The following is a 19140-nucleotide window of genomic DNA, read 5'->3' on the forward strand; positions in this document are numbered from 1 at the left end:
GGATATAAAAATGCTAAAGAATAAAAAATTAGAATTTTGGTTTGTAGTAGGTAGTCAGAATTTATACGGTGAAGAAGCATTAAATGCAGTAAAAAAAGATTCTAAAGAAATTGTGGATTCTTTAAATGAAAGTGGAAAATTACCATATCCTATTGTATTTAAAACTCTAGCTACATCAGCAGATGAAATTAAGAATATAGTTAAAGAAATAAATTATAGAGATGAAGTAGCAGGTGTTATTACTTGGATGCATACATTTTCTCCTGCTAAAATGTGGATAGCAGGAACAAAGCTTTTACAAAAACCACTATTGCATCTAGCAACACAATTTAACGAAAATATTCCTTGGAAAACTATTGATATGGATTATATGAATTTACATCAAAGTGCACATGGTGATAGGGAATATGGATTTATTAATGCTAGATTAAACAAAAATAACAAAGTTGTTGTAGGATATTGGAAGGATAATCAAGTTCAAAAGGAAATTGCAGAGTGGATGCAGGTTGCTTATGGGTACGTTGCAAGTGAAAATATAAAGGTTGCAAGATTTGGGGATAACATGCGTAATGTTGCCGTAACAGAAGGAGATAAAGTAGAAGCCCAAATTCAATTTGGATGGACAGTTGATTATTTTGCTATTGGTGATTTAGTGGCTGAAATGAACAAAGTTTCACAAAAAGATATAGATGCTACTTATGAAGAGTTTAAGGATATTTATATATTAGATATTGGAGATAATGACCCTGAATTTTATGAGAATCATGTAAAAGAACAAATTAAGATAGAGATAGGTTTACGTAATTTTCTAGAGGCAGGTAATTATACAGCATTTACAACAAACTTTGAGGATCTTTATGGAATGAAGCAATTACCTGGACTTGCAGTTCAACGTTTAAATGCTGAAGGTTATGGTTTTGCAGGTGAAGGCGATTGGAAAACAGCAGCACTTAATCGTTTATTTAAAATTATGACTGACAACAAGAAAACTGGATTTATGGAAGACTATACTTATGAGCTAAGTGCTGGAAATGAAAGAATTTTGGGAGCACATATGCTAGAAGTTGATCCAACACTTGCAGCTAGTAAACCAAGAGTTGTAGTTAAACCACTTGGAATTGGAGATAAGGAAGCACCAGCACGTTTAATATTTGATGGAGTTGTAGGTGATGGAGTAGTTGTATCTATGCTTGATTTAGGGACACACTATCGTTTACTTATTAACGAAGTAAAGGCAGTTAAACCTACTGAGGATGCTCCTAATTTACCTGTAGCAAAGCTAGTATGGCAGCCACAACCAAACTTTAAAGATGCAGTTAAAGCATGGATTTATGCTGGAGGTGGACATCATACTGTTGCAACCTTAGAATTAACAGTTGAGCAAGTTTATGACTGGAGTCGTATGGTTGGTTTAGAAACAATAGTTATTGATCATAATACCAATTTAAGAGATATTATAAAAGAGACTTCAAGATAAATTGTATTTTTAGAGAATAAAAGTAACAACTATGAAGTTAAAGGACTAATTAACTTCATAGTTGTCAAAATATAATTAAATTTATACGTACAAATTACTAAAAAGTCATTGACATATGCGTACAAATATTTTACTATACGTATAGTACATATAATATTTGTTTTAAGACATTTAATTAAAAATTAGTAGAAAATCTAGAAATATACCATAGAATCACACTAGATGAATTCATAATTAATGATTATAAATTTAGGAGGAATATTATGCAAAGTATAATAGGAAAACATAAGGATGAAGGAAAAATCACACCGGAGTATCTAAAGAAAATTGATGCATATTGGCGTGCAGCTAATTTTATATCTGTAGGTCAATTGTATTTGCTAGACAATCCATTGCTTAGAGAACCTTTAAAACCAGAACATCTAAAAAGAAAAGTTGTTGGTCACTGGGGTACTATTCCTGGTCAAAACTTTATTTATGCTCATCTTAACCGTGTTATTAAAAAATATGATTTAGATATGATTTATGTTTCTGGTCCAGGTCATGGTGGACAAGTAATGGTGTCCAATTCTTATCTAGATGGAACCTATAGTGAAGTTTATCCAAATGTTAGTCGTGATTTGAATGGCTTAAAAAAGCTATGTAAACAATTCTCTTTTCCAGGTGGAATTTCTAGCCATATGGCTCCTGAAACACCGGGTTCAATAAATGAAGGGGGAGAACTAGGCTATTCTTTAGCACATTCTTTTGGTGCTGTTTTTGATAACCCTGATTTGATTACTGCTTGTGTTGTTGGAGACGGAGAGGCAGAAACAGGACCTCTTGCAACATCTTGGCAAGCAAATAAATTTTTAAATCCAGTTACTGATGGAGCAGTGCTTCCTATTTTACATTTAAATGGATACAAAATTAGTAACCCTACTGTGTTGTCTCGTATTCCTAAGGATGAACTTGAGAAATTCTTTGAAGGAAACGGATGGAAGCCTTATTTTGTAGAAGGTGAAGATCCTGAAACAATGCATAAATTAATGGCAGAAACATTAGATATAGTAACAGAAGAAATTCTTAATATTCAGAAAAATGCTCGTGAAAATAACGATTGTTCACGACCAAAGTGGCCAATGATTGTATTGCGTACACCAAAGGGATGGACAGGTCCAAAATTTGTAGATGGTGTTCCAAATGAAGGATCTTTCCGTGCACACCAAGTACCGCTTGCAGTAGATAGATATCATACAGAAAACTTAGATCAATTAGAAGAGTGGCTTAAGAGTTATAAACCAGAAGAATTATTTGACGAAAACTATAGACTAATACCGGAACTTGAAGAATTAACTCCAAAGGGAAATAAGAGAATGGCGGCTAATTTGCATGCTAATGGTGGTTTATTATTACGTGAACTACGTACACCTGATTTTCGTGATTATGCTGTAGATGTTCCTACTCCAGGGAGCACAGTTAAGCAGGATATGATTGAACTTGGAAAATATGTGCGTGATGTTGTTAAATTAAACGAAGATACTCGTAATTTCCGTATTTTTGGACCGGATGAAACTATGTCTAATAGATTATGGGCAGTTTTTGAAGGTACGAAACGTCAATGGTTATCAGAAATTAAAGAGCCAAATGATGAATTCTTATCGAATGATGGACGTATTGTTGATTCAATGCTAAGCGAACATTTATGTGAAGGTTGGTTAGAGGGTTATCTTTTAACAGGACGTCATGGTTTCTTTGCAAGTTATGAAGCCTTCCTTCGTATTGTTGATTCTATGATTACTCAGCATGGTAAGTGGTTAAAGGTAACATCACAGCTACCATGGAGAAAAGATATTGCTTCTTTAAATTTAATAGCAACATCTAATGTATGGCAGCAGGATCATAATGGATATACTCATCAAGATCCAGGTTTATTAGGACATATTGTGGATAAAAAACCTGAAATAGTTAGAGCATATTTACCAGCAGATGCCAATACCTTATTAGCCGTATTTGATAAATGCCTTCATACTAAACACAAGATTAATTTATTAGTAACATCAAAACATCCAAGACAACAGTGGTTAACAATGGATCAAGCAGTTAAGCATGTAGAGCAAGGAATAAGCATTTGGGATTGGGCAAGTAATGACAAAGGACAAGAACCTGATGTAGTTATAGCTTCCTGTGGAGATACTCCAACATTAGAGGCTTTGGCAGCTGTTACAATCCTTCATGAACATTTACCAGAATTAAAAGTTCGTTTTGTAAATGTAGTGGATATGATGAAATTATTACCTGAAAATGAGCATCCTCATGGCTTAAGCGATAAGGATTATAATGCCTTATTTACAACAGATAAGCCTGTAATATTTGCATTCCATGGATTTGCACATTTAATAAATCAATTAACATATCATCGTGAAAATAGAAATTTACATGTACATGGTTATATGGAAGAGGGAACTATTACAACACCATTTGATATGCGTGTTCAAAATAAATTAGATCGTTTTAATCTTGTAAAAGATGTAGTAGAGAATTTACCTCAGCTTGGAAATCGTGGAGCACATCTTGTTCAGTTAATGAATGATAAATTAGTAGAACATAACCAATACATTCGTGAGGTTGGAGAAGATTTGCCAGAAATAACTAATTGGCAGTGGCATGTATAAACATTAATAAATTAACTGTTATACTAAGAAATTAGTATAACAGTTAACTATAAAAAATACTAAAAAAATAAAATAGGTACGTACCATTTTTAAAAAATAGTTGACATGTACGTACAAAAGTAGTATATTTAATATAAAGAGTTACTTAAATATTTCGGGAAGGGGTTTTAAAATTGATTATAGATGAAAAAAGAGTACAAGAAATCAAAAACGGTGAAACATCACTTGGAATAGAATTTGGTTCTACTCGAATTAAAGCTGTCCTTATTGCAAACGATTTCTCCATATTAGCTAGCGGAAGCTTTGAATGGGAGACAAGTTTAGAAAATGGGGTTTGGACATATTCAATAGATGAAATTTGGAAAGGGTTACAATACAGTTACCAAAAGCTTTTCGCAGAGGTAAAGGAAAAATATGGAGTAGTGCTTTCTAAGATTGGTTCAATTGGATTTTCAGCAATGATGCACGGATATATGGCTTTTGATAATAAGGGAGAGCTTCTAGTTCCATTCAGAACTTGGCGTAATACAATGACAGAAGAAGCTGCTAAAAAGTTAACAGATTTATTTAAGTTTAATATTCCTGAAAGATGGAGTATAGCTCATTTATATCAAGCTATTCTTCGTAATGAACCCCATGTTGAGAAAATTGATTTTTTAACTACTTTAGCAGGCTACATTCATTGGCAGCTAACAGGTGAAAAGGTTTTAGGTATTGGTGATGCTTCAGGAATGTTCCCAATTGATACACAAACACATAACTATGATAAAAACATGTTAGAAACCTTTAAGAATTTACCAGAGGTTAAAAAACATTCGTTAGATTTAGAAAAACTTCTACCAAAGGTGTTACTAGCAGGAGAGAATGCTGGAGTATTAACCTTAGAGGGAGCAAAAAAACTTGATGTAAGTGGAAATCTTCAGCCGGGTATTCCATTGTGTCCACCAGAGGGAGATGCTGGTACCGGTATGGTTGCTACAAATTCAGTGGCACCGCGCACAGGAAATGTTTCAGCAGGCACATCAATTTTTGCTATGGTTGTTCTTGAAAAACCTCTTAATAGGGTTCATCCTGAAATAGATATAGTAACAACACCTTCAGGCGATTTAGTTGCAATGGTTCATGCAAATAATGGTTGCTCAGATTTAGAGGCTTGGGTTAATATTTTTCAGCAATTTACTGAGGCTATAAATGTAGATATGAGAAAAGATCTTCTTTATATGGCACTATATACTCAAGCTTTTCAAGGAGATCCTGATTGTGGTGGAGTTCTTGCTTACAATTATTTTGCAGGTGAAAACATCACAGGTGTTTCAGAAGGTAGACCTATGGTTGTAAGGAAGGCAAAAAGTAATTTTAATTTGCCAAACTTTATGAGAGCACATTTATTTACTTCTTTAGGTGCATTAAAAATTGGTATGGATATATTATTAAAGGATGAAGCTGTTAAACTTGATAAATTACTTGGTCATGGTGGACTGTTTAAGACACCTATTGTCGGCCAAGCAGCTGTGGCTGGTGCAGTAAATGCTCCTGTGTCAGTTATGGAAACAGCAGGAGAAGGTGGAGCATGGGGAATCGCTTTATTAGCTAGCTATTTAAGAAGTAAGGAAAATGATTCTACATTACCAGAATTCTTATCAAAAAATGTTTTTGCAGGTTATGTAGCAGAAGAAGTACAACCTGATCCAAAAGACGTTAAAGGTTTTGAGGAGTTTATTGAAAGATATAAAAAGGGAATTGCTATAGAACAAGCAGCTGTAGAGCATTTAATCTAAAAGTAAAATTTAGAAGATTATCAGATTAAATCTTCATTACTTTTTAAAATTAATAGAGATTTAATCTGATTGTTAAAAATATATACTAAGTAATTGCCGAAAGGATTGATGTTATTAGAAAGTAGTATAAAAATTTATCATTAATGAAATCGTTTAAAAACAATTGTGATAGTATTTAATTAACAGATTGAGGAGGAATATAAAATGAATAAAAAAATATCTCCAGCACTAATTTATTTCTTTGGAGCCTTCGGTGGATTTATGTTTGGATATGATATTGGAATAATTAATGGTGCTTTACCTGGAATTAATGCAACTTGGCACGTAAGTTCTTGGTTAGAAGGATTTATCACTTCTGGATTGTTTGTTGGAGCTATGATAGGAGCCTCATTAATGGCTTCACTAGCAGATAGGTTTGGTCGTCGTAGAATGATTATGTGGAGTGCAATTGTGTTTGCACTTGGTGCATTAGGTTCTGCCGTTTCTACTAGTACTAATCTTTTAATCGGTGCTCGTGTTATTTTAGGAGTAGCTGTAGGTGGAGCTTCTGCTTTAGTTCCAATGTATATGGGAGAAATTAGCCCTGCTGAAACACGTGGAAAACTATCTGGTTTAAATCAATTAATGATAACTGTTGGAATGCTTTTCTCATATGGTGTAAATTTTGCGTTTGCTGGTGCATTTGAAGGATGGCGTTGGATGCTTGGAGGAGCTATGGTACCTGCAATGGTACTATTAATTGGAACATTTATACTTCCAGAGTCACCAAGATTTTTAGCTAGAATAGGAAAGACAGAATTAGCAAAACAAGTACTTCAGACTTTACGTTCAAAGGAAGAGGCAGAAACTGAATATCAAGAGATTATTAATTCAAAACATACTGAAACAGGTTCTTTTGGAGATTTATTTGCAAAACAGGCTTTGCCAGCTGTAATTGCAGGCTGTGGGTTAACACTTCTTCAACAAATTCAAGGTGCAAACACTATTTTCTACTATTCATCACAAATTTTATCCAATGTTTTTGGATCAGCAAATGGTGGAACTATTAGTACTGTTGGAATTGGTGTGGTTCTAGTATTAGCAACTATTGTAACTTTATTGGTTGTAGACAAATTCAAACGTCGTACATTATTTATGACTGGTTCTATTGGAATGGGCGCATCTCTATTATTAGTTGGATTAATTTATCCATACTCTGAAGCTAAACATGCGTGGGCAACTTGGTTAGTATTCTTCTTCATATGTTTATACGTTGTTTTCTATGCATACTCTTGGGCAGCTACTACATGGATTGTTGTTGGAGAATTATTCCCAAGTAATGTTAGAGGACTTGCAACAGGTATTGCATCAGCAGTAAACTGGTTTGGTAACATTTTAGTTGCTTTATTCTTCCCAGTATTACTTGAAACTGTAGGTTTATCTGTAATCTTCTTCGGTTTTGCTGCAATTTGTATCATAGGATTTTTATTTGCAAAATATGTTCTTTATGAAACAAAAGGAAAATCTTTAGAAGAAATTGAGACATATTTGTACAATCGTTCTATTGGAAAAGTTAGAGGATTAAATGAGTAGTTTATAAATGTTTTTTAGAATAAATAAAAAATAGATAAGGGGAGATTTATCATGTTAGAAAATAAAAAGATGGAATTTTGGTTTGTAGTAGGAAGTCAACATTTATATGGTGAAGAGGCTTTAAAAGAAGTAAGAAAAAATTCTGAGACAATTGTAGATGAATTAAATAAAAGTGCTAATCTTCCATATAAAATAATATTTAAAGATTTAGCAACTTCTGCTGATAAAATAAAGGAAATAATGAAGGAAGTTAACTATAGAGATGAAGTAGCAGGAGTTATAACTTGGATGCATACGTTTTCTCCAGCTAAAATGTGGATAGCAGGTACAAAGATATTACAAAAACCTTTACTTCATTTTGCAACTCAATATAATGAAAATATTCCATGGAAAACAATAGATATGGATTATATGAACTTACATCAAAGTGCTCATGGAGATAGAGAGTATGGATTTATTAATGCAAGACTTAAAAAGCATAATAAAGTTGTTGTAGGATATTGGAAGGATAAAGAAGTTCAAAAACAAGTTTCAGATTGGATGAAGGTTGCTGCAGGATATATTGCAAGTGAAAGCATAAAAGTTGCACGTTTTGGTGATAACATGCGTAATGTTGCAGTTACAGAGGGAGATAAAGTAGAAGCTCAAATACAATTCGGATGGACAGTAGATTACTTTGGTATAGGTGATTTAGTTGCTGAAATGGACAAGGTAAGCCAAGATGAAATAAATAAAACTTATGAAGAATTTAAAGATTTATATATTTTAGATCCAGGTGAAAATGATCCTGCTTTCTATGAGAAACAAGTTAAAGAACAAATCAAAATTGAAATAGGATTAAGAAGGTTCTTAGAAAAAGGAAATTATAATGCATTTACAACAAACTTTGAAGATCTTTATGGAATGAAACAGTTACCTGGACTTGCAGTACAACGTTTAAATGCTGAAGGCTATGGCTTTGCAGGCGAAGGAGACTGGAAAACTGCAGCTTTAGATAGATTATTAAAGGTTATGACTAATAATACTGCTACAGGTTTTATGGAAGATTACACATATGAACTTAGTCGTGGAAATGAGAAGGCATTAGGAGCTCATATGCTTGAAGTTGACCCAACTTTTGCTTCAGATAAACCAAAGGTTATTGTTAAACCACTAGGAATTGGAGATAAAGAAGATCCAGCACGTTTAATCTTTAATGGTTCAACAGGAAAAGGTGTAGCAGTTTCAATGCTTGATTTAGGAACACATTATCGTTTAATAATAAACGGACTTACAGCAGTGAAACCAGATGAAGACATGCCAAACCTACCAGTTGCTAAAATGGTATGGAAACCAGAACCAAACTTCATTGAAGGAGTTAAATCTTGGATTTATGCAGGTGGCGGACATCATACAGTGGTTTCACTAGAATTAACAGTAGAACAGGTTTATGATTGGAGTCGTATGGTAGGCTTGGAAGCTGTAATAATAGATAAGGATACTAAATTAAGAGATATAATAGAAAAGACAACAAAATAAAAATTATATTTTAAAAGAATATCAATAAAATTCAACACATAATTAGGATTTTAGAGCATATATAACTGTTTTTAAATGTAACTTAGAGTAATTAAAGAAGCTTTGTTTTGAATAAGTATATAAAGAACACTTATTTAAAACAAAGCTAAAAAAAATATAGGAGGCATAAGCAATGAAACTTTTTATAGATACAGCTAATGTAGAGGAGATAAAAGAAGTAAACGATATGGGGGTTATATGTGGAGTAACAACTAATCCTTCCCTTGTAGCAAAAGAAGGAAGAGATTTTAATGAAGTAATACGTGAAATAACATCAATAGTAGATGGACCTATAAGTGGAGAAGTAATAGCATTAGACGCTGAAGGAATGATAAAAGAAGGAAGAGAAATAGCCAAAATTCATAAAAACATGGTAGTAAAGATACCAATGACGGAGGAAGGTTTAAAAGCTGTAAAGGTATTATCAAGTGAGGGGATAAAGACAAATGTAACTCTTATTTTTTCAGCAGGTCAAGCTCTTTTAGCAGCTAGAGCAGGAGCTACCTTTGTTAGTCCTTTCTTAGGAAGGCTTGATGATATAGGTGCCGATTCTATAGGATTAATAGAATCAATTGTAAATATATTTGATATACATGATATAAGAACAGAAATAATAGCAGCTAGTATAAGAAGTCCAAAACATGTTATTGATTCAGCAGAGGCAGGAGCGCATATAGGAACAGTTCCATACAAGGTTTTGAAACAATTAATAAAACATCCTTTAACAGATATCGGAATAGAAAGATTTATGAAGGATTGGAAAGAGGCTTTTAATAAATAATAAAGGAGAATACTTAGATGAATATAGATAATTTAGCTATAAATACTATAAGAATTCTTTCTGCAGAAGCTATACAAAAGGCAAAGTCTGGTCATCCTGGATTGCCTATGGGGTGTGCACCAATGGCATATACACTTTGGAGCAGACATTTAAAACATAATCCTAATAATTCCAAATGGAAAGATAGAGATAGATTCGTGCTTTCAGCAGGACATGGTTCTATGCTCTTATATTCGTTACTTAATATATTTGGTTATGATGTAAGTGTTGAGGAAATAAAAAACTTTAGACAATTCAAAAGTAAGACTCCAGGACATCCTGAGTATAGATGGACAGATGGAGTAGAAACAACAACAGGACCTTTAGGACAAGGAATATGCAATGCTGTGGGAATGGCAATAGCGGAAACTTATCTAGCAAATAAATTTAATAAGGAAAGTTACAATATTGTAGACCATTATACCTATGCGCTTGTAGGTGACGGCTGTCTTATGGAAGGAATATCAGGAGAGGCAAGTTCTCTTGCAGGTACATTAGGTCTTGGAAAATTAATAGTTTTATATGATTCAAATAACATATCAATAGAAGGAAGTACAGACATTGCCTTTAGAGAAAACGTAGCTTTAAGATACGAAGCATACGGATGGCAGGTTATCAAAGTGGATGATGGTACTAATTTAGAAAAAATAGATTTAGCCATAAAGGAAGCTAAGGTAGAAAAAAATAAACCTACCATAATAATAGTAAAAAATGTTATAGGATATGGCTGTCCATCAAAACAGGGTAAAGCAGCTGCTCATGGAGAGCCTTTGGGAGAAGAAAATTTAAAGCTCACAAAGGAAAATTTAAATTGGAATTATGAACCTTTTACTGTTCCGGAAGAAGTAAGAGCATACACTAAAGAGTTTAAAGTAAGGGCTCAAAGACAAGAGGATAAGTGGAACAGTATGTTTGAAGAATATAAAAAGGAATATCCAAAGCTTTATAAAGAGTGGGAAGTTTGGTTTAGTGAAAAAACTCCAATGAAGCTATTAGATAATGGAGAATTTTGGAAGTTTGATAAAAACATGGCTACAAGACAGTCCTCAGGGGTTCTTATTAATAGACTTGCAAAACTTATTCCTAACTTAATAGGAGGCTCTGCTGATTTAGCACCATCAAACAAGACACATATGGATGACAGAGGAGATTTTTCAGCTGAAAACAGAAGTGGCTCTAATATGCATTTTGGAGTTAGAGAACATGCTATGGCAGCTATTGCAAATGGAATGTACTTGCATGGTGGACTTAAGGTATTTGTAGCAACCTTCTTTGTATTTAGTGATTACATGAAAGGAGCTATGAGACTTTCTTCTATAATGAAGCTTCCAATAGTTTATGTTTTAACGCATGACAGTATTGGTGTAGGTGAAGATGGGCCAACTCATGAACCTATTGAGCAATTGGCAGCCTTAAGGTCTATGCCTAATATGACTGTGTTTAGGCCAGCGGATTCTAATGAAACTGCAGCAGCCTGGTATAGTGCATTAAATACTAAAAATGGACCAACAGCCTTAGTTTTAACAAGACAAGCACTTCCTTTATATGATTCTTCAGGAAAAAATGCTTTAAAGGGAGGATACATTCTAAAGGATTCTAAAAATAAAGAAAATCCAGATGTAATACTTATGGCTTCAGGTTCTGAAGTTGAGCTTATATTAAATGCAGCAAAAGAGCTTCAAAATGAAAATATAGATGCAAGAGTTGTAAGTATGCCTTCCTTTGAAGTATTTGAAGAGCAAAGTGAAGACTATAAAAATTCTATATTACCTAGAAATATAAGAGCCAGAGTTGCAGTTGAAGCTGCATCACCTTTTGGGTGGCATAAATATGTTGGACTTGATGGCGAAGTGATTGCTATGGAGAGTTTTGGTGCATCAGGTAAATCAGATATATTATTTAAAGAGTTTGGTTTTACTGTGGAGAATGTAGTTGAAAAAGTAAAAAATGTTTTGAAAAATTTAAAATAAAAGGGTGGGGTAAATGTGATTGAAAAGAGTATTTATGGACACCTTGATGGAAGACAAATTTATAAATATACAATAAGCAATAAAAATGGAATGAAGTTCTCCTGCATTTCGCATGGAGCTACTTTGACAGAAATATATGCTCTAGATAAAAATAAAAAACCAGTAAATGTATTGCTTGAGTTTGATAAATCGGATTACTATGTTAAAGATACAAAAATGTTTGCAGGTGCTGCAATTGGACGAGTAGCAGGACGTATTGATAAAGGTGAGTTTGAAATAAAGGGAAGAAAGTATAAGATTGAACCTAATGAAGGAGAAAATGTTCTTCATGGGGGTAAATATGGTTTCAATTCATATATATGGGAAAGTGAAAGCTCTGAAAAAGACAATAGTGTAACTTTTTACAGAATGATTAAGGAAGGAAAGGGTGGATTTTTAGGAGAACTTAAGGCTAAAATAACCTATTCTTTAAATGATAATAATGATTTAAATATCCATTTTAGCGGGTTATCAGATGAAGATACTCTATTTAATCCAACTGTTCACTCCTATTTTAACTTAAGTGGAAACATAGATAATTTGCTTAAAAACCATACACTTAAAATCAATGCAGATTATGTTGCAGAAACTAGAAGTGATAATGTGCCTACCGGGGAGCTTAAAAAAGTTAAGGAAACTCCTTTTGACTTCCTAGAACATAGAGATTTAATGACTGCAATAGAGGATGTAAAGAAAAAATGTAATTTAGAAGGAATTGATCACCCATTTAAGCTAAAATCAAAAAACGCAGCAACATTAATTAGCAATGATACGGGCATAAAGCTTTGTATAGAATCGGAACGTAATGCACTAATTGTCTATACTTTAAATTTTCCATGTGAGGATTTTGAAGTTAATGGGAAGAAAATTCCTCAGTATGGTGCAGTTGCATTAGAACCTCAAACTCTTCCAGATGCAATTCATCATAAGAATTTTGGAAATATAGTATTACCAAAGGGAGAAGAAAAAAGTTATAATATAAAATATCATTTTGGATTAATATCCAAAGAATAAATTATCCATATAAAAATAGCTTTTCGTAAAAAATACCCTATAAGATAAGTGATTTAATAAAAGCTTATCTCATAGGGTATTTTTATTATAATGTAGAGGAATGTTTATCATTAGTGGGATAGTAAAGCAGGATAAAGGATGGCAACCGAAAAGGTATTAATTAAGAAAAGTAATAATAAAAATTTCTAAATATTATACGTGAGGTTAAACTTGATATTACTGCATTATCTTATGCTGAAAGCAAAGATGATATTATTTTAATGTAAGATAAACTTGAGGGAGCATTAGGTTACGCACCTAATAGTATGTATAAGATTGAAACTATGAAAGGTATTGACAATTTGAATTATAATACCTGTAAGAAAATGTTTAGCTTTAAATGTAGGAATATCAAGACTTTTATATTATTAGAATTTAGTTTTAGACAAATGTAAGAAAAGAAATTGTTATTAAAGAAAAATCTTCTCAAAATACCTATGAAAATGCGTATAAATCAAAGAATTAGTTGAGAGCTCAAATATAAATTTAAGAAAGGCTATCGTATGTTGTCAGTCATATCATGCACGTCGTGTGCTAATGACATATAGGTGGGTTTATTCTAATACTCAATTTTATATTTGTTCTGTTGACACTCGAGGAATAACCAAAGATAATTGGTTTACATTCGAGTATGGTATAAACCGAGTAATGAGAGAATTAGCACGATGTGGACATTATTTTCCTAGTATGATAAAAGAAGTATATGAAAAAAATTTAAGGATAAATAAAAATATTATCATGTATGAAAACTATAAATGATGAAACTTTCGAAGAATTAGTTAAATAAATTGATGATTATATCATTTATCATAATAGTTATAGGTTTCAATGAAACTTAAAAAAGATGACTCCTGTTTTAGGCAGAAGCCATCTTCATAACACTGTCTAGACCTTTTTTAATTGTCTGTGACAAAGGTTATATTTTAATGTATATTAAAAAACTATTTTTATATAGATTAATTTTTATTTTGCACTTTGTTTTCCTAAATACTTATCCGCGTCATTAGGGACAACTAATTCATAAGGCACAAAAATCTTTTTATTTATTTTCTCTCCTTTAACTAGTTTATAGGCTGCCTTTATAGCTTCTGAACCTTGGCCAGCTGCATTTTGGAATACCGTGACCTTAAGGCTACCTTCTTTTAAAAGCTTTAAGGCATCAGGGGTAGCATCTATACCTCCAACGAAAACATTATTTATTAAGTTATTTTCTTTTAGTGCCATGATTGCACCAATTGCCATTTCGTCATTATTGGCTAGAATAGCATCAAATTTAGTGCCATTTTTAATCCAGTTTTCTGTTATTTGCATTCCGAGGGTCCTTTTCCAATCACCATATTGCTCGTCTATTATTTTTATTTCGGGATAATTTTGAAGAACCTGTTTAAAACCCTCCGTTCTTTTAATGGCAGTTTCATGATTTGGCTCACCTTTTAGAATAACAACATTACCTTTTCCGTTAAGCTGCTTTACAGCATATTCAGCTTCCATAATACCAGAAGTTATGGAATCAGAACCTACATATGCTGCAGCATCATCCTGGTTTTTTAAAAAATTATTAACACTTATTATTGGAATACCTGAATCATTTGCTATTTGTGTATAATCGCTAGACAGAAGAGTATCAACAGGCAAAACTAGTATTGCATTGCATTTTTGAGCTACTAAGTTTGAAATTTGAGATTTTTGTCTTGCAGGATCACCTTTAGCATTTACAACAACTAAATCGGTGTCAGGTAAATTTTTAGCCTCGTTTTCCATGGCATTTATTATTTTGTTTCTAAAAACATCATCTGAAGCTGGAATAGATAATCCAATCCTGTATTTTTTACTCTTATAAACTATTGATTTTTTTTGAGCACATGCTGTAAGTAAAAAGCAGGTAGCTGCAAATATAATTAAAATACGGCTAGTCTTTTTCATGGAAGTTCCCCCTAAATTTTAAACTTGTTTATCAAATTTTTTAGCTCGTTAGACATTTGAGATAAAACAGTGGTGGTGGAGAATATTTCTTCAACACTAGCGGTTTGTTCTTCAACTGCAGCAGCAACATCGTGGCTTGATTCGGAAGAGCTTTTAGCAATTCTTTCTATATCAATACTCATTTTTTCTACAGTAGAGATTTCTTTTACAATACCTTCTATTTCTAAAGTTATTTCTTGCATTTGTTTATCAACGTTACTGCTGGTATTTAGTATTTCACTAAAAGCTTCTCTTGCTGCTTCTGCTACTGTTGTGCTTTCCTTAATTTCTTGTACACTAGTTGACATACTCTCGTATAATTCATTTGATTTTTGCTGTATATCTTGTAGCATGCTTGTTATTTCGACTGTAGCATTTTGTGAATCTTCAGCTAGCTTTTTTACTTCCTCAGCTACAACTGCAAAGCCTTTACCGTTTTCTCCAGCTCTTGCTGCTTCAATAGCTGAATTTAAAGCTAATAGATTAGTTTGCGATGCTATTTCTGTAATAGCATCTACGACTTTTTTTATTTCGTTAGACCTTTTGTTTAAAAGTTCTGCAGTGTTTTGCACAGGAATCACCTTATTTTCTATTACTTTTATTTGCTCTATTACTTTTTTCAATTTTTCATTTCCTAAAACAGCTGCGTTTGTTGCAGCATCAGATGTATTTAAAACCTTATGAGCATTATCACTGATTCTCTTATTTGCTTCGAATAAATCAGTTATCACAGAAACAGTTTTTTCAGCTTGATCTGCTTGAGTTAAGGCTCCTTCAGATACACCTTGAACTGATACTGCAATTTGCTCAAGTGCTTTTGAGCTTTGCTCTGTATTTGTCTGAAGATTATACGCAGCATCTGTAACATTGCTGCTTTCAGTGTTGATTTTATTTATCAAGGATCTAAGATTTCTGCTCATTTTGTTAAAAGATTCGGCAAGTACACCTAGTTCATCAGAAGAGTTTATATGTATATCAGCTAATGCTAGATTATTTTCAGCTATGGAGGTTGCATAAGTTACCAATTTCTTTATAATGTTTACTATGTTATTTATTAAGATAGTAGCGACAGCAAAGCTTAAAATGCTAATTGATATTATGAGTATTATAATTAATATACCCATAAAGCTTGCGGTCTTAAGTAGGGCTATTTTTTCGGTTTTTTGATCAGTAAGTTGGTTTGTAACTAAATTCTGTATACTGTCATTTGAGGAACTTAAGGTTTGAGTGATTATTTTAAAGTTTTTCATAGCCTGCTCTGTATCTCCAGATTTATTAGAGTTAATTAAATTATTAAGATTTTCTTCATAAGTGGACATTATTCTTTCCATAACATCTACAGATTTCATACTATTTAAGCTTGTAGTATTGTCCTTAATAAATTTAATATTGCTTTTTATCTTATCTAAATTACTGTAAGCAGCTTTTTTGGACTTTTCGTCTTTATTTAGTACAACCTTGTTGACTTCAGAGATAGAATTATCAGCTAAGGCGAAAATTTCATTGGATTTAACAGTTACCTCAATCATGGTATCTAATCTGTTCATTAAACTCTTCATGATTGCAAAAGTACCTATGCTAAGAAAAGTCATAGGAATAATAATGCCTACAAGAATAGTTATAAGTTTTACTCTTAAGCTGCGTCTAGCTTTATTACTGTCAGTATTGGCTCTATTCATAATAAAATCCTCCTAATATAAAAATAAATAGATTAGTTAATTATAGATTTATAGTTATGGATTTTATCGATAGATAATTAAATGTCTTAATGCTATAAAATATGGTGTGTAAGGGGAAAATAGTATCATGAGGATAAGAAATGCATTAACAATAAAGCGCCCTTAGATTATTGTCTATCTCTAAGAGCGCTTATGTATAAAATTTAATATTATTTTTTAATAATTTCCTTAATGTGAGTTGCAATTATATCAGCTGTAGTTCCAACAACTATTTGAAAGTTCTTGTCATCTAGCTTCATAATTCCTGTAGCTCCTAATTTTTTCAATTTAGGTTCATCAACCTTGCTTCCGTCTTTTACCGTAAGTCTTATTCTAGTAACGCATGCATCTAATGATTGAATGTTATTTTTATTACCTATAGCTTCTAATATTCCAACGGCCTTTTCTTCAAGAGTTGAATTCTTTGAAGGTGAAGACTTAATTTTTGGAGTGTTTTCAGGTTCTTCATCTAAATCATCTAAATCATCTAAATCATCTAAATCATCTAAGTCATCTAAGTCATCCATTCTACCAGGAGTTGGTAGATTGAATTTTTTTATTGTAAATAAGAATAAGAAGTAATAGATTATTGCGTATAATATACCAATCACTATAAGTAATATTGGTTTTGTGGATATATTAAAATTCATTATATAATCTACAAATCCAGCGGAGAAGGTAAATCCTGATTTTATTCCAAGTGCTGAGGTTATTGCCATAGAAAGTCCTGTAAGAACAGCATGTACAACATATAGAACTGGTGCTAAGAACATAAATAGAAACTCAATTGGTTCAGTTACACCTGTAAGAAAAGCAGTAAAAGCTATTCCAAGAAGCATACCAGAAACCTTTTTTCTATTTTCTTTTTTAGCAGCTGAAATCATTGCTAAACATGCAGCTGGAAGTGCAAACATCATAATAGGAAAGAATCCAGTCATGTATGTTCCAGCAGTTTTATCTAATGCAAAGAATCTATGTAAATCTCCAGTTACTATTTTTCCTGAAGCTGATTTGAAGGTTCCAAATTGAAACCAGAATAATGTATTCAAAACATGGTGAAGTCCAATTGGTATAAGTAATCTGTTTAAAAGTCCATAAATAAAAGAACCAACAACGCCTGCATGTGATACGCTGTTTCCAAAAGCGTTTATAACATTTTGAATAGCAGGCCAAACTAATCCGGAAATTAGTCCTAATACTAGAGAACATAGTGATGTTAGTATTGGAACAAGACGTCTTCCACCGAAGAAGCCCAAGAAATCTGGAAGTCTAGTACTCTTGTATTTATTGTAAAGATTACCAGCTAAAATACCTACTATTATACCGCCAAGTACTCCCATATCAATGTGCTTGTTAAATGATGTAGCGACATTTGTTAAAACGAAATATCCAACTGCTGCAGATAGTCCTGCAACACCATTATTTTCTTCAGCAAAACCCACTGCAATTCCAATTGCAAATATCATTGCTAAGTTGTTGAAAATTCCGTTTCCAGCAGCCATCATCCATGAAATGTTAAGAAGATCAGGCTGCCCTAATCTTAAAAGTAATCCTGCAGCAGGTAAAACGGCGATAGGAGTCATTAATGACTTTCCTAATTTTTGACATGCTGCTAATAGCTTATTTGTTACACCCAAAATAAAGCCCTCCTTAAATTAAATAAAAGTAAATTGTTAATAAGTTTATTTTTAGACAACAAAAAAAGCCAAAAAAAGAGTACTTCCTTTTTCAGCTTTTGCCCGTGTTGGTAACACGCTGATAAATTGTATTATATAACATTTATCAGCAATATGTCAATATAATGGTGAAATGTAAACGGTATCTGTAATAAAGTGTATTTTTTACATCGTTTACAAATGAAAAAAATTTTAAATTTCGAGTCAATATCTTAAAGTAAAATAAAATTGTCTTACTTGTATTGACAAATGGGTAAAAGGAATATTATACTAGTGAGGTAAAAAATAAAACGTGTAACTTTCGAATAAGGCATGAGTTTTAACTTGTGCCTTATTATTTTTTGCAAAAGGGTATACGTTATATGGGAGGAATACAAATGTTAGGATTTTTTAAAAAAAATTGTGAGTTAATAGCTCCTGCATCTGGAAAGGTTTTAGATTTATCAGAGGTTCCAGATAAGGTGTTTTCAGAAAAGTTGGTAGGTGACGGTGTAGCAATAGAATTGTCTTCAGATACAATAGTGGCACCAGCTAATGGAGAACTATCTTTATTATTTAAGACTTTCCATGCTTTTGGTATAACTCTTGAAAGTGGTGTGGAAATTTTAGTTCATATAGGAATTGATACAGTTAAACTTGAAGGAAAAGGATTTGAACCTTTGGTTGAACAAGGGGAAACTGTAAAAGTAGGGCAGCCGATTATAAAAGTTGATAGAGAATTTATAAAAGAACAAGGGTTTTCTCTCATTACACCGGTTTTAATAACTAACCCGGAGTTAGTCACAGATATAGAATATATTTCAGGAATTGATGTTGACGCTGGAAACCACAAATTGTTTACGTATAAATTAAAGTAATAAAATA

Annotated in this window: 12 protein-coding genes; 9 read left to right on the top strand and 3 right to left on the bottom strand. The window is 32.5% G+C overall.

All coding sequences use genetic code 11. From position 1 onward, the window contains the following. The first annotated feature begins 10 nt into the window (after nucleotides 1–10). From araA (CA_RS07065) to CA_RS07100, 8 genes are all read left to right on the top strand, one after another. Nucleotides 11–1477, top strand: coding sequence for an L-arabinose isomerase (araA, locus tag CA_RS07065; protein WP_010964651.1), 1467 nt, complete (start codon nucleotides 11–13; stop codon nucleotides 1475–1477). Between the two features lie 263 nt (nucleotides 1478–1740). Continuing rightward, nucleotides 1741–4131 (top strand): phosphoketolase family protein, encoded by a 2391-nt coding sequence (locus CA_RS07070; RefSeq protein WP_010964652.1) that lies wholly within the window; start codon nucleotides 1741–1743, stop codon nucleotides 4129–4131. A gap of 173 nt (nucleotides 4132–4304) precedes the next feature. After that, nucleotides 4305–5909, top strand: coding sequence for a xylulokinase (locus CA_RS07075; RefSeq protein WP_010964653.1), 1605 nt, complete (start codon nucleotides 4305–4307; stop codon nucleotides 5907–5909). Between the two features lie 204 nt (nucleotides 5910–6113). Continuing rightward, nucleotides 6114–7481 (top strand): sugar porter family MFS transporter, encoded by a 1368-nt coding sequence (locus CA_RS07080; protein WP_010964654.1) that lies wholly within the window; start codon nucleotides 6114–6116, stop codon nucleotides 7479–7481. Nucleotides 7482–7532: 51 nt separating this feature from the next. Continuing rightward, a complete protein-coding gene (gene araA, locus CA_RS07085) occupies nucleotides 7533–8999 on the top strand; it encodes an L-arabinose isomerase (protein WP_010964655.1) in 1467 nt (488 codons plus the stop codon). Between the two features lie 172 nt (nucleotides 9000–9171). Continuing rightward, nucleotides 9172–9819, top strand: coding sequence for a fructose-6-phosphate aldolase (gene fsa, locus CA_RS07090; RefSeq protein WP_010964656.1), 648 nt, complete (start codon nucleotides 9172–9174; stop codon nucleotides 9817–9819). Nucleotides 9820–9836: 17 nt separating this feature from the next. Continuing rightward, nucleotides 9837–11828 carry a transketolase gene (gene tkt / locus CA_RS07095; protein ID WP_010964657.1) on the top strand — a complete coding sequence of 664 codons (1992 nt, stop codon included), beginning with the start codon at nucleotides 9837–9839 and terminating at the stop codon, nucleotides 11826–11828. A 15-nt stretch (nucleotides 11829–11843) separates the two neighbouring features. Beyond that, nucleotides 11844–12881, top strand: a complete 1038-nt coding sequence (locus tag CA_RS07100; RefSeq protein ID WP_010964658.1) for an aldose epimerase family protein — start codon at nucleotides 11844–11846, stop codon at nucleotides 12879–12881. A 1002-nt stretch (nucleotides 12882–13883) separates the two neighbouring features. Here CA_RS07100 and CA_RS07110 read toward each other — a convergent pair. From CA_RS07110 to nagE, 3 genes are all read right to left on the bottom strand, one after another. Beyond that, nucleotides 13884–14843 (bottom strand): sugar ABC transporter substrate-binding protein, encoded by a 960-nt coding sequence (locus CA_RS07110; protein ID WP_010964660.1) that lies wholly within the window; start codon nucleotides 14841–14843, stop codon nucleotides 13884–13886. A gap of 11 nt (nucleotides 14844–14854) precedes the next feature. Beyond that, entirely contained in the window at nucleotides 14855–16561 is a 1707-nt protein-coding gene (locus tag CA_RS07115) for a methyl-accepting chemotaxis protein (RefSeq protein ID WP_010964661.1), read from the bottom strand. 209 nt (nucleotides 16562–16770) lie between these two features. Then, a complete protein-coding gene (gene nagE, locus CA_RS07120) occupies nucleotides 16771–18237 on the bottom strand; it encodes an N-acetylglucosamine-specific PTS transporter subunit IIBC (protein WP_010964662.1) in 1467 nt (488 codons plus the stop codon). A gap of 416 nt (nucleotides 18238–18653) precedes the next feature. Here nagE and CA_RS07125 point away from each other — a divergent pair, with 416 nt between their 5' ends. After that, nucleotides 18654–19133 carry a PTS sugar transporter subunit IIA gene (locus tag CA_RS07125; protein WP_010964663.1) on the top strand — a complete coding sequence of 160 codons (480 nt, stop codon included), beginning with the start codon at nucleotides 18654–18656 and terminating at the stop codon, nucleotides 19131–19133. The last annotated feature ends 7 nt before the right edge of the window (nucleotides 19134–19140 follow it).

This window comes from Clostridium acetobutylicum ATCC 824, from assembly GCF_000008765.1.
Taxonomy (GTDB): Bacteria; Bacillota; Clostridia; order Clostridiales; family Clostridiaceae; genus Clostridium_S; species Clostridium_S acetobutylicum.